Annotated in this window: 12 protein-coding genes; 2 read left to right on the plus strand and 10 right to left on the minus strand. The window is 43.2% G+C overall.

Going from position 1 to position 12,633, the window contains the following annotated elements; all coding sequences use genetic code 11:
- Positions 1-67: 67 nt before the first annotated feature.
- Both KHA99_RS28435 and KHA99_RS28440 read right to left on the minus strand, forming a co-directional pair.
- On the minus strand, positions 68-814 hold the full coding sequence (locus KHA99_RS28435; RefSeq protein WP_213120882.1) for an IclR family transcriptional regulator: 747 nt from the start codon (positions 812-814) through the stop codon (positions 68-70).
- Positions 815-985: 171 nt separating this feature from the next.
- The gene (locus KHA99_RS28440; protein ID WP_213120883.1) at positions 986-1,468 is read right to left on the minus strand and encodes a VanZ family protein; all 483 of its coding nucleotides are present in this window, start codon (positions 1,466-1,468) and stop codon (positions 986-988) included.
- 97 nt (positions 1,469-1,565) lie between these two features.
- On the opposite strand from KHA99_RS28440, the gene KHA99_RS28445 reads away from it, so the two are divergent.
- Positions 1,566-2,015, plus strand: coding sequence for an OsmC family protein (locus tag KHA99_RS28445; RefSeq protein WP_213120884.1), 450 nt, complete (start codon positions 1,566-1,568; stop codon positions 2,013-2,015).
- Positions 2,016-2,037: 22 nt separating this feature from the next.
- Here KHA99_RS28445 and fosM read toward each other — a convergent pair whose 3' ends face one another.
- The 8 genes from fosM to nirB form a co-directional block, all read right to left on the minus strand.
- The gene (gene fosM / locus KHA99_RS28450; RefSeq protein WP_372447647.1) at positions 2,038-2,457 is read right to left on the minus strand and encodes a FosM family fosfomycin resistance protein; all 420 of its coding nucleotides are present in this window, start codon (positions 2,455-2,457) and stop codon (positions 2,038-2,040) included.
- An 89-nt stretch (positions 2,458-2,546) separates the two neighbouring features.
- Positions 2,547-2,981: a YueI family protein gene (locus KHA99_RS28455; RefSeq protein ID WP_213120886.1), complete on the minus strand. Its 435-nt coding sequence runs from the start codon at positions 2,979-2,981 to the stop codon at positions 2,547-2,549.
- Positions 2,982-3,318: 337 nt separating this feature from the next.
- The gene (aceA, locus tag KHA99_RS28460) at positions 3,319-4,602 is read right to left on the minus strand and encodes an isocitrate lyase (RefSeq protein WP_213120887.1); all 1,284 of its coding nucleotides are present in this window, start codon (positions 4,600-4,602) and stop codon (positions 3,319-3,321) included.
- 75 nt (positions 4,603-4,677) lie between these two features.
- On the minus strand, positions 4,678-6,270 hold the full coding sequence (gene aceB / locus KHA99_RS28465; protein WP_372447644.1) for a malate synthase A: 1,593 nt from the start codon (positions 6,268-6,270) through the stop codon (positions 4,678-4,680).
- 198 nt (positions 6,271-6,468) lie between these two features.
- Positions 6,469-7,086 carry an NAD(P)-binding protein gene (locus tag KHA99_RS28470; protein ID WP_213120888.1) on the minus strand — a complete coding sequence of 206 codons (618 nt, stop codon included), beginning with the start codon at positions 7,084-7,086 and terminating at the stop codon, positions 6,469-6,471.
- A gap of 12 nt (positions 7,087-7,098) precedes the next feature.
- Positions 7,099-8,568, minus strand: a complete 1,470-nt coding sequence (gene cobA / locus KHA99_RS28475) for a uroporphyrinogen-III C-methyltransferase (RefSeq protein WP_213120889.1) — start codon at positions 8,566-8,568, stop codon at positions 7,099-7,101.
- Positions 8,569-8,595: 27 nt separating this feature from the next.
- Complete coding sequence (gene nirD / locus KHA99_RS28480; RefSeq protein ID WP_213120890.1) at positions 8,596-8,916, minus strand: nitrite reductase small subunit NirD; 321 nt, start codon at positions 8,914-8,916, stop codon at positions 8,596-8,598.
- A gap of 6 nt (positions 8,917-8,922) precedes the next feature.
- Complete coding sequence (gene nirB / locus KHA99_RS28485) at positions 8,923-11,349, minus strand: nitrite reductase large subunit NirB (protein ID WP_213120891.1); 2,427 nt, start codon at positions 11,347-11,349, stop codon at positions 8,923-8,925.
- A 205-nt stretch (positions 11,350-11,554) separates the two neighbouring features.
- Here nirB and KHA99_RS28490 point away from each other — a divergent pair, with 205 nt between their 5' ends.
- On the plus strand, positions 11,555-12,436 hold the full coding sequence (locus KHA99_RS28490; protein WP_213120892.1) for an alpha/beta fold hydrolase: 882 nt from the start codon (positions 11,555-11,557) through the stop codon (positions 12,434-12,436).
- The last annotated feature ends 197 nt before the right edge of the window (positions 12,437-12,633 follow it).

Here is a 12,633-nt window from a genome sequence, read left to right on the forward strand (position 1 = left end):
ATCATAATGACCCTTTTCCTACATGCAAGTCCCCCTTTCAAAGGTTTAATAAAACAAAGCATTGTGGTTATCTGTACCCAATACTGTCGGAAATTCCCATTGAGGTATGGAGCAAGTTTTCAACAATTCGTTCTTTATTTTTTAACATTCTTTCTTTAGGGCCTGCTACGCTAATTGCGGCCTGAATCGTACATTCTACTCCATATATAGGAGCAGCCAGACAATATAACCCATCCTCATTCTCTTCATCATCAATGGCATAGCCTATTTTGGCGAACATGTCCAATTGCTCCTTGAGAGATGTTTTGTCCGTTATTGTCTTGGAGGTAATGGGCTTGAGTGTTAAGTCTCTTAGAACTTTCTCCCTGTGTTCAATTGGCAGAAAGGTTAAGAAGGCTTTTCCCAATCCCGTGCAATACAATGGCTTGCTTTTCCCTGGTTCCGCTGTGGTACGAATTGATCGATTGCTGTTGATCTTCGCCACATAGATAAGTTCAGAATCTGATAAAACAGCCATAAAGACAGTTTCCTGTACCTCTTCCATTAATCTTTTTAGAAAAGGCAAACCTTGGGCCGCAACATCGAGACAATTCATTGCTATACTTCCCAGGGGTATAAGCTTTGGTCCCAGCTTATATTTTTTTGAAAAATCGACCGTCAAATAGTTTGCTTGAAATAATGTCTCAATCAAACCTGACGTACTGCTTTGTGGAAAGGCAAGTGTCTCACTTATTTCTTTGATTGTTAATCCTTCTGGATGCTGCGCAAGTAACTCAAACACTTTTAACACACGCTCTGCCGATTTAACAGCCATCTCGGATCCTCCTCGAAATCACATATGTGATTCTATATCATGTATGTGATTTCAATTTTTATATTACTATACGTTGTAAACCCTTACAACACATTTTTTTCTACTAAACTAAAAAATCTGCAAATTTTTAAAAAACGTTGCAGATTTCAACATATTTCAATTCGGTTTGCCTTATCTTTTTACTTTCCTTTTGGGGCGTGAAAACAACTGCCAAATTTTAAACGGGATATAACCCAGAATTCCGCCAAAAGTATTTAAAATCAAATCATCCACATCGAAGCTGCCAAATTCAAACACCAACTGCAGTATTTCATAGGACAGACTTAAACTGAACGCGGCTAGCGTAACGGTCCTAAGTCTTTGAAACTTTTTTGCCAAGAGTGGTAAGATAAAGCCGAGCGGGATAAATCCAATCACATTTCCAGCTAGATTCTTCACTCGAATATCGAAATTGACATCGGCTATAAACAAATAAAAGTTAATGGTTTTAAAGGGAACAAAATTGTTTGAGCGCCAGTGGTATCCGTCATAGGTGAAATTAAAATGATTGATAATCTGTGATAGCGGGATATATTTAAATAATACGAGTTTTGTTAGAATGGCCAGATAAAGGCAAAGTACTAAAAACAGAAATAGTTTTTTTATTAGGTTCATGTTTTTTGCTGCTCCATAATAATTAATAAACTAACCATACCATATTTTAAAAATCATCGGGTTTTTAAACAAGAAATATTTCACTGGAGGTTTTTGGATGGCTGAACATCGATTTCTATTAAAGGCAAACTGGCCTGGACTTCGGAATGATGTAGGTGAGATTGAAACCGCAAACCTAAAAACAAAGGTATCGATCCCGCCGGAAATGGACGGCCCGGGGGTCGGGACGAACCCTGATGAAATGCTGCTGGGTGCAGCTGCGACTTGCTATATCATCACGCTTGCCGCAATGATGCAGCGCAGTGGGCTTGATAAGGCGGGCTTAACGATGGAATCCGAAGGGATTGTCGATGTAACCAAAGGGGTTATTACGTATAAAAAAATTATCCATCGGCCGCATATCGTTTTAAAAGCAGATGCTTCCGAAAAGGATTTTGCATTAGCGCACAGGCTCGCCAAGAAAGCGGAAACCTCCTGTATGATCAGCAGAGCGGTGCAGGGAAATGTGGAGATTGAATTGCGTGCTGCGGTCGAGGCGGCAAACTAAAAGGGGCTATTGGGCCCCTTTTTCAATTGAAAAACTCCATATGCTTTTTTTCTTGTTTATAGTAAGCTAGTCTGTCTTGAAGTGTACCTGTGTGAAACTCAAATTTATGTCCATCAGGGTCGGTAAAATATAGTGATCGTTTATCCCTTTCGTCTCTTTGGCGGCCCGGCAGAATGTTGACCTGGAGTTGTTTCAGTTTTTCAAACATCTTAAGGAAGTCTGCCTCCTCGATTGAAAAAGCCAGATGGGTATAGGATTGTTGTATTTCATTTCTCGGTATATCCTTCTCCTCATTAAGGGCAAGCCATAAGCCGTTTAGATCAAAATAGGCTGTGGTCCTTCCTTTCACTAGCAATTTTGCGTCAAAAACACTTTGATAGAATTGTATGGATTTTTCTAGATTGGAAACGGAAAACAAAATGTGGTTTATTCCATGAATAATCATGATTCGCCCCCCTTCTAAATATTACCACGATTTTACTTTTGGATAAAAAAAACCCATGGCACCTTCATTCCATGAGCTGATAAGCTTCATTTTCTTTTAAATAACTTTGAAAAAAGTCCTTTCTTCTTATTTTGCTTTGGAATCACAATTTCCTTTTTTGTAAGGTAAATATCTTCTTTATCAATAGCATGATTCATTGCTAAAACTAAGCCGATGTCGGTGTCATGCTCCTTGTTGGTGACAATGGTGTGGCCAATATTGTGTTTGGATGCCACTTTTACATATTTGGATAATTGGGCGTAGCCCATGTTTCCGTTTAGAAAAAGATGTGCACCAGGATTTTTCTTCATTAACTGCCCTACTTGAGGGTACACGTCGGTTTCGCCTACTTGTTTTTTCGTAAGAGCGACAATAATTCGTTCGCGTAAAGATCCTAAAAATTTCCGTCTTTCCTCAGGCTTGGTTTCAATCGTTCCATAGATGCCTTGCTGCAAGACCTCGTCAACGGTTGGCTTTTTCAAAAAGAATCAACTCCATTTAAAGGGCTATTTACTTTGTATGATTTCTGTAAAGAAAACGTTCCAATCTCAGCATATCTGAGAATAAATGATGGCCATCCGCGAGTATTTTCACTTTATCCGAGAGTATTCCCCTCCTATCCGAGAGTAATTTGCGGTTACGAGAGTAAATCACAGTTATCCGAGAGTATTCCCGCGTTATCCGAGAGTAAACACACCTTATCCGAGAGTATTCACACCTTATCCGAGAGTATTCACACCTTATCCGAGAGTAACCCCAGCCACAAAGAAAAAATCCCTCTCTCCATTAAGGAGAGAAGGATTCACGCCCGAACTATTATTATTTTGAACCAGTAAACTGCTCTTCCTCAGTAGAACCTTTCAACGCAGTAGTTGAAGAAGTACCGCCGGAGATTACCATAGATACTTGGTCGAAGTAACCAGTACCAACTTCGCGCTGGTGGCGTGTTGCAGTGTAGCCGTATTGCTCGCTGGCGAACTCAGCCTGTTGCAGGACAGAGTAAGCAGCCATGCCATTTTCTTTGTAACCGCGGGCAAGTTCGAACATGCTATGGTTTAGAGCATGGAAGCCGGCCAGAGTAACAAATTGGAACTTGTAACCCATTTTACCAAGCTCTTGTTGGAACTTTGCAATCGTTTCATCGTCAAGCTTCTTCTTCCAGTTGAAGGAAGGTGAGCAGTTGTAGGCAAGCAGTTTGCCAGGGAACTTCTCATGAATTGCCTCTGCGAAGCGGCGTGCTTCTTCAAGGTTTGGCTCGGAAGTTTCGCACCAGATTAGGTCAGCGTATGGAGCGTAAGCCAATCCGCGGCTGATTGCTTGGTCAAGACCTGCTTTTGTACGGAAGAAGCCTTCAGCTGTACGTTCGCCAGTGATAAACTCAGCATCATTTTCATCGATATCGCTTGTGATTAAGTCTGCAGCGTTAGCATCTGTACGGGCAACTAGTACAGTCGGAACACCCATTACGTCAGCTGCTAAACGGGCAGCAATCAGGTTGCGAACCGCAGTTTGTGTAGGAAGCAATACTTTACCGCCTAAGTGGCCGCATTTCTTCTCAGAAGAGAGCTGGTCTTCAAAGTGAACGCCGGCAGCACCTGCTTCAATCATGCCTTTCATTAATTCGAAGCAGTTGAGCTGGCCGCCGAAGCCTGCTTCTGCGTCGGCCACGATGGGAGCGAACCAATCGATAGAATTGTCGCCTTCTCCATGAGTGATTTGGTCAGCACGCTGAAGTGCTTGGTTGATACGCTTAACAACAGCCGGAACGCTGTTTGCAGGGTATAAGCTTTGGTCAGGGTACATGTTACCGGAAAGGTTAGCGTCTGCAGCAACCTGCCAGCCGCTTAAGTAGATAGCCTTAAGACCAGCTTTAACCTGCTGAACCGCTTGGTTACCAGTTAAGGCGCCAAGAGCGTTGATATAGTCTTCTTCGTTTACTAGTTTCCAAAGCTTTTCAGCACCTTTGCGTGCCAATGTATGTTCAATATCGATAGAACCGCGAAGCTTGATCACATCCTCGGCAGTATAAGGACGTGTAATCCCATTCCAACGTGCATCCATTTCCCAGCTTTCTTGTAATTGCGCTACTCTTGCATCAGTCATTTTAAAATCCTCCTATCAACCTATTAAAGTATTTTTTAAAAATATATTTTTGAAGAGTTAAAAACTCTCAAATCCCTATAATCGCTCGTAACCTGGAATAGTTAAGAAATCTGCAAATTCGTCATTTAAGATTAAGTTGTCAAACAGCTTAACGGCTTCGTCGAACCGCCCGTTCAAATAGGCTTGGTCCCCAATTTCCCGCTTGATTTTGATAAGTTCTTCCACCTTAAACTGGTCATACAAATCGGTAGTTAACTTCCGGTTGTCTTTTAAGATACCCTTCGGATGGCGGATCCACTGCCACAGCTGAGCCCGTGATATTTCGGCGGTTGCTGCATCCTCCATTAAATTATGAATCGGTGCTGCACCGCGGCCTGAAAGCCAGGAAGCCACATATTGAATACCAACATTGATGTTGGTACGGACACCTTCCTCAGTAATCGTACCCGTTGGCACTTCCAATAAATCACTAGCTGTAATGGTAATCTTCTGCTGTTTCATCGTATGGATTTGGTTTGGAGTCGGCATTTCGCGGTTGAAAACCTCCATCGCCACCGGAACAAGTCCAGGGTGGGCAACCCACGTCCCATCGTGGCCGTCCCGTGCCTCACGCTCTTTGTCAGCGCGAATCTTAGCAAATGCCTCTTCGTTTGCCTGGGGATTATCCTTGATTGGAATCTGTGCTGCCATTCCCCCTATTGCCGGTGCCTTGCGGCGGTGGCAGGTTTGAATCGTAAGTAAGGAGTACGAACGCATGAACGGCACTGTCATCGCCACCTGCGAACGATCCGGTAATATAACTTCTTTTTGGTCACGCAATTTTTTCAAATAACTAAAAATATAATCCCATCTGCCGCAGTTTAATCCGGCTGAGTGTTCTCTTAATTCGTAAAGGATCTCTTCCATTTCAAAAGCTGCCAGGATGGTTTCAATCAACACAGTTGCTTTGATGGTGCCCTGGGCAATCCGGAGCCTTTCCTGTGCGTATACAAATACGTCATTCCATAGCCGTGCTTCCAAATGGCCTTCAAGCTTCGGCAGGTAAAAGTAAGGACCAGTTCCTCTTGCCAGTAGTTCCTTTACGTTATGGAAAAAATACAATCCAAAATCGAAAAAGCTTCCTGAAATGGCTCTGCCTTCTAATAACACATGCTTTTCCTCGAGATGAAGTCCGCGGGGTCTGACAATTAGTACAGCTGTTTTTTCATTCAGTTCGTATTTTTTTCCGTCTGGATTTTCAAAGTTAATCGTCCGATTAACGGCATCCCGTAAGTTGATTTGCCCTTCAACGAGGTTCTCCCATGTTGGTGACGTGGCATCCTCGAAATCAGCCATGAACAATTTGGCACCAGAGTTTAATGCATTGATGACCATTTTTCGGTCTGTCGACCCGGTAATCTCCACCCGGCGATCCTGAAGATCTTGCGGCAGGGAGGCAATGGTCCAGTCACCATTTCGAATCTCCTTTGTCTCTGGAAGGAAAGCAGGAAGCTTGCCGTTATTAATTTCCTCTTGGCGTTTAAGCCTGGACTGTAACAGTTCAACCCGTCTTGGGCCAAATTTGGTTTCAAGTTCTTCAATAAATTCCAAAGCATCTAGTGTTAAAATCCCGTCGTATTGGGCTTTCAAGGCCCCAACCACTTCCATCCCCCTTGTTTGCGTCGACACGAACTTGATCACCTCTTTGTTATAATACAGTAACTATCCTCGTTTTGTATTATATAACACACTTTTAGAAAATGGAACTACTTTTCTGAAAATTTTTTAAAAATAGGTAAAATTCCCCTATGTAGATAAAAAAAACCTTAATATTACTAGATTCTTAACACGACAAAAAAGCAGATACCTCTTACTTAGGTACCTGCTTTAAATCATTTGTTCATATAAACGCTGAAACATCTCATCCCAGTCGCCGCTGTTCAAAAATTCCGGGCTGACTATGACTGTTAACAATTTTCTTTTTAAATCCGCATCCTCAACATTTTTCAAAATCCATTTCCGTTTTGAAAAAAGAAATTCTAGATAATTCTCGTACCGGGAGTCAAATTGCTGCTCAAGCTGCTTGCGGATCTGTTTCGCTAGGATTGGGCTTGCTCCTCCCGTGGACACCGCAATGCTTAAGCGGCCCCGCTTCAGATGAGAAGGCAGATGGAAGTCTGACTCCTCCGGATTATCCGCAATGGATACAAGCTGATGCTCTGCCGCTTCTTCCTTCACCAGATTGTTGGTGTGTGGGTCATTCGTGGCCGCTATGATGAGAAACGCTTCCTGGATGTCCAACTTGGCAAACGACTTTTGCTTCCAGGTTATTTTTCCTTCGTGGGCCAAATGTTGTATAACAGGAGTACTTTCCGGGCTAATGACAGTAATGGCTGCTCCCGTTTCCAGCAAGCCTTTTACCTTCCGCTCAGCTACCTTGCCGCCGCCGGCCACGACTACCTTTTTTCCTTCAAGCTTAAGCATAATTGGGTAATAACCGTTCATACTGCCCCTCCATTACCTATTGGCAGGAGTCTTTTCCGGCCAAGGACCAGTTAAATACTCGACTAGCGCCTCTTTAGTGGCCTTTTTTGGCATGCCGCTACCCAAGAGACCTAGTTTTGCCACTTCGCCCATCGTTTGTTTGCCCATTCCGACAACTTGGACATTTTTCAAAAAGGATTCTGTTTCGATGCCGAATTTCTGCAAAGCTGTTATAAATGGCTCAACAGATGCGCTCGAAGGGAAAACGACTGTATTTACATCCGCATCGTCCATCATTCTTTTAAAAATTGAAAAGAACTGTTCATCTACTTTTTTGTCGCTTGTTTTCCAAAAATCAGCGTTTTCATATTTTTGTACCTGGGCCCTGCCATCTCCAACTACAAGCATTTTTCCCCCATCGGACATTTCATCGATCAAGCCGGGAATGAATCCACGTTCTTTTAAGGCATTGATGGTTTTGATGGAAAAACCGAAAAGGTCTGCTGTAATTTTCCGTATATCCACCCCATGATTCTTTAACGCCGTGAAAAATTCCTCGACACTCTCAGGCGATGTGAATAAGATTTTTTGATAACTGGATATAGTACCCATAATCTCTTCATTAACAGGGGCTGCGATTCTTTTCCACCTTGGAAACTCGATAACATCGGCACCTTGACGCATCAGTTCCTTCGCTAACTCGCTCTCGCCTTCACTCGTGCGCGCCAGAAGAATCTGCCGGCCATGTAATGGTTTTTTCTCAAACCAGCTTATTTTTTCACGGAGAGATGCGACATATCCTACCAAAATAATCGCCGGATTGCTAAACTTCGCCTTTTCAGCCTTGGCAGCAATATCAGCCAATGTCCCCTGCAATGTCTTCTGACGGCCGAAGGTGCCCCATTGAATTAAAATTACTGGGGTTTCGGCTGGCTTTCCATGGGCAACCAAGTTTTCACAAATGTATGGCAAGTTCCGGACTCCCATGTAAAAAGCGATTGTATCCATCCCGCGGGCAAGACTTGCCCAGTCAAGGAGCGGCTTGCCTTCCTGTGACTTATCGTGGGCCGTTACGACCGTAAATGATTCCGCATGTTCCCGATGGGTAACAGGGATTCCAGCATAAAGAGGGGCAGCCATTCCCGATGTGATACCTGGGACAATTTCAAATGGTATTTGGTGGTTCGCCAAGGCTTCCGCTTCCTCGCCAACCCGGCCGAATACACCCGGGTCGCCGCCTTTAAGCCTGATCACAGTTTTACCTTCCAATGCTTTAGCGACCAAAACATCATTTATATTTTCTTGCCTTAAAAAATGGCGGTCCGGCAATTTCCCCCCGTAAATCAGTTCGCAATTGTCCGGAGCAAACTCCAAAAGCTTCGGGTTGGCTAGCCGGTCATATAGAATAACCCCGGCCTGCTTGATGGCTTCAAGCCCTTTCACAGTAATTAGACCAACGTCGCCCGGCCCTGCTCCTACTAAAAAAACCTTTCCAGTTCCCATCGTGCAGCATCCTTCCATGTTTTCCTTCTATAATACGACAAATATAATATCTTTTTCTATTTCTATGTTAAATGTTTTGACATAGCCGGTATCCGGAGCCTGCACAAGCCCGTCTTTTAAGGAGATTTTCCAATCATAGACAGGGCAAAAAACATAATCACCACTGACAAGCCCTTCCGAAAGGACACCACCCTTCGGATGGGGACTGCGGTTTTCCAAGGCATAAACAATGCCATTAGTTGTTTTAAAGAGCGCAATTTCCTTGTCATCGATTTTAATGGAATAACCAGCTCTAGCTTTTAGGTTTGAATAGTTTGCAACAGGTATACGAGTTATTGTTTGCAGCATTTTGCTTCACTCCCCGACCTTAATGGTATGTTTAGTATAATATTTCTCTTGAATTTCTTCACTATGAATGGCTTCATCCCATGGCTCGATATATTTTTTCAAAGTTTTGTCCATCCGTTCGTTTAGAGCTTTGCGTGTTTCCTCGTTTGCCATGACCCCTTGGATATGTTCCAAGCCCAGGCGCTCTAACCATTTGGAAGTACGCTCCAGATAGTTTGCTGTCTCACGATAGTACTGCAGATAGGCCCCGGTCATTTCCATAACCTCTTCTTGGCTTTTCACTGTGCAGAAGAGGTCGCCGGCGCGAAGATCAACACCTCCGTTGCCTCCGACATAGATCTCCCAGCCGCCATCAATGCCGACGAAACCGATATCCTTGATTCCTGCTTCAGAGCAGTTTCTAGGGCAAGCAGATACCCCCATCTTCACTTTGTTTGGTGTATCAAGACGCTCAAATTTCTTTTCAAGCTCAATGCCAAGTGCCATCGAGTCTTGTGTACCATAGCGGCAGAATTGTGCACCGACGCAGGTTTTTACGGTGCGAAGCGTCTTTCCGTAAGCATACCCTGATGGCATATTAAGCTCTTCCCAAATGTTTGGCAGGTCTTCTTTTTTGATGCCAAACAAGCCAATCCGCTGACCACCGGTTAGTTTTACTAATGGAACATTGTATTTCTCGGCCACTTTTGCAATTTTAATTAAATCCTGTGGGGTTGTCACCCCGCCGTACATTCTTGGCACCACAGAATAGGTTCCGTCCTTCTGGATGTTGGCGTGCATTTTTTCATTAACAAGGCGGGAATCGCGGTCATCCTTATACTCGTCCATGTGAATCATGCCGAGGTAATAGTTGATGGCCGGGCGGCATTTGGTACAGCCTTCCTCGTTGTTCCATCCTAAAACGTTCATGACTTCTTTGACACTTGTTAAGCCCTTTGCCTTGATTTCTTCAACCAATTCCTCCCGGCTTAAGGTTGTACAACCGCAAATGCTTGTTTTTTGAGCTGCATATACGTCAAATTGGTCGCCGAGAGTATGGGCAAGGATGCTGCTGACTAACGGCTTGCAGCGTCCGCATGAGCGGCCGGCATTTGTGCAATGGCTGACTTGGTCAAGCGTGGTCAGTCCTTGTGTTTTGATTGCCTCGACAATGGCTCCTTTGGTAACGCCATTACACCCGCACACAAGTTCATCGTTGGGCATAGAGGCAATGTCATCGCTGGAGGTGCCGCTTGCACTGCATTCTGACTGAAGAATCGATACGCTGGTCATGCCGCTGATGTCTTCTTGTTTCGTCAGCATCCGAAACAGTTTTGTGCTGTCTTTTGTATCACCGTAAAGGACAATCCCGACAATCCTGTTGTCTCTTGTTAGAATCCGTTTATAATTGCCGTCATATTCGTTGTAGGCCATGATTGATTTCGTTGTACCGTCTTCAAAAATTTCTCCCGCTGAGAAAAGGTCAACCCCTGCCACCTTAAGCTGGGTTCCTGTTACTGAACCTTTATATGGCTCCGCTTCGAAACCGCTGATGCGATTCGCCAGGACCTTCCCTTGTTCGTACAATGGCGCCACTAAACCATAGACAATTTCCCTGTGTTCGGCACATTCCCCGACTGCGTAAATGTGGGGAACGCTGGTTTCCATAAAGTCATTTACGACAATGCCTCTATTTACATAGATGCCACTGTTTTTGGCCACTTCTGTGTTTGATTTGATGCCTATTGCCATTACGATTAGGTCGGCTTCTACTTCAAAACCATCTTTAAAGCGTAGTCCGGTTACCCGTTCATCTCCAAGAATTTCGACGGTTTCTTTCTCCATTAAAAAGTTCATACCTTGGGCTTCTAGTTCTGCCTTAAGCATAGATGCTGCAATATGGTCCAGTTGGCGTTCCATTAGCACCGGCATTAAGTGAACGACATCCACTTTCATTCCGAGGTTTAGCAAGCCTCTTGCAGCTTCAAGGCCAAGCAGACCACCGCCGATAACAACGGCTTTCTTGTATTCCTTTGATGATTTGATCATCATTTCACAATCATGGATATCACGAAATCCGGTCACACCCTGTTTATCCGCACCTGCAATTGGCAGAATAAAAGACTTGGATCCTGTTGCGATGATTAATTCATCGTACTCTACTTCACGGCCTTGGTCACTGATGACCCGTTTCGCTTTGGCATCAATTTTAACAACCGACTCACCAGTATATAATTGAATATTGTTTTCTCTGTACCAATCCAACGGGTTAATAATGATTTCATCAAAGCTGGTATCGCCTTGGAGAATATTTGATAGTTTAATTCTGTTATAGTTTGGATGTGGTTCTTCTCCAAAAATGGTGATTTCAAATTTTTCAGGTACTAGTTTAAGAATTTCTTCGATTGTCCTGACTCCAGCCATTCCGTTACCAATCATTACCAATTTTTTCATGTTGGGTCGCTCCCTATATGTTTTGTTTAGTTATTTTTAATGGTTATTAAGGTTTCATTTATAGTTAAATTGTAAACTCCTGTCTTTTGAAAATTTGTGAGATTCGTCACAATCCGTAGTTGTTTGTGAATAATTTCACATTATTGTCATAAAACCGTTTGTTGATGGATAATATTGGAATAATCTGTGGTGATTGAGGTGTGAAATGGCGGAACACACGATTTATAAAAGTGATGAAGGTAAACAAAATATTCTTAGATTCTATGAGAATTACTTGAATTCATTTGGGTTCGAAATGGAAAGAGCTTATGTGGGGACTTCTTTTGGCAGGACACATGTATTGATTACGGGCCCAAAAGACGGGAAACCGTTATTTGTTTTTCAAGGGGGAAATTGCATCAACCCGATGACATTGTCATGGTTTAAACCTCTTTTTGAACACTACAGGGTTTATGCACCTGATACGATTGGTCATCCCGGGTATAGTGCAGAGAACAGGATTTCGGCGAAAGATGATAGTTTTGCCCACTGGATTTCAGAGTTAATGACCTATTTCGGTGTAGAAAAAGCTGCTTTTGCAGGACCTTCCTACGGTGCAGGTATCCTTTTAAGGCTAGCTGCTTCTATGCCTCAGAAAATAGCTTGTTCTGTTTTGATTTGTCCTGCTGGGATTGCGCTTGGTTCAAAATTTGAGATGATTACAAAAATCTTGGTTCCGTTAATAATTTTCAAGGGAACAAAGTCCGCAGTCCAACTGCAGAAAATAGCGGATAATATGTCTGATGGCTTTATGAAAGAAATAGATAAAGAGATTATCGGCAGCATCTTCAACTATACAAAACTTGAACAGGATATGCCTAAGCTGACGGAAAAGAGGGAGTTGCTGCGCTACACCGCTCCTACCATTGTTATCGCCGGCAATAAGGATGTGTTTTTTCCAGAGAAAAAAATAGGCCCGGCAGCTAAGGAAATCATCCCCAATCTAGCAAACTATGAAGTGTTTAATATGGGGCATATCCCATCAGAGGAACAGTTGGTAGTAATTAATGAGAAAATAAAAGAGTTTTTAAGATTGCATTATAGTTAGTGAAGGACATTTTCACCTCTATTACACCCGATTTTGTCCTTCATAAGCCCGATGAAGGACATTTTCACCTTTATTACACCCGATTTTGTCCTTCATAAGCCCGATGAAGGACATTTTCACCTTTATAACACTCAATTTTGTCCTTCATAAGCCCGATGAAGGACATTTTCACCTTTATCACACTCAATTTTGTCCTT

The organism is Neobacillus rhizophilus, from assembly GCF_018343535.1.
Lineage (GTDB): Bacteria > Bacillota > Bacilli > Bacillales > Cytobacillaceae > Neobacillus > Neobacillus rhizophilus.

Coding starts and splice junctions, on each gene's coding strand:
- nirB (WP_213120891.1), bottom strand. CDS start 11,349: ATGAAAAAATTGGTAATGATTGGTAACGGAATGGCTGGAGTCAGGACA.
- KHA99_RS28440 (WP_213120883.1), bottom strand. CDS start 1,468: ATGAACCTAATAAAAAAACTATTTCTGTTTTTAGTACTTTGCCTTTAT.
- nirD (WP_213120890.1), bottom strand. CDS start 8,916: ATGCTGCAAACAATAACTCGTATACCTGTTGCAAACTATTCAAACCTA.
- KHA99_RS28445 (WP_213120884.1), top strand. CDS start 1,566: ATGGCTGAACATCGATTTCTATTAAAGGCAAACTGGCCTGGACTTCGG.
- KHA99_RS28470 (WP_213120888.1), bottom strand. CDS start 7,086: ATGAACGGTTATTACCCAATTATGCTTAAGCTTGAAGGAAAAAAGGTA.
- aceA (WP_213120887.1), bottom strand. CDS start 4,602: ATGACTGATGCAAGAGTAGCGCAATTACAAGAAAGCTGGGAAATGGAT.
- KHA99_RS28490 (WP_213120892.1), top strand. CDS start 11,555: ATGGCGGAACACACGATTTATAAAAGTGATGAAGGTAAACAAAATATT.
- cobA (WP_213120889.1), bottom strand. CDS start 8,568: ATGGGAACTGGAAAGGTTTTTTTAGTAGGAGCAGGGCCGGGCGACGTT.
- KHA99_RS28435 (WP_213120882.1), bottom strand. CDS start 814: ATGGCTGTTAAATCGGCAGAGCGTGTGTTAAAAGTGTTTGAGTTACTT.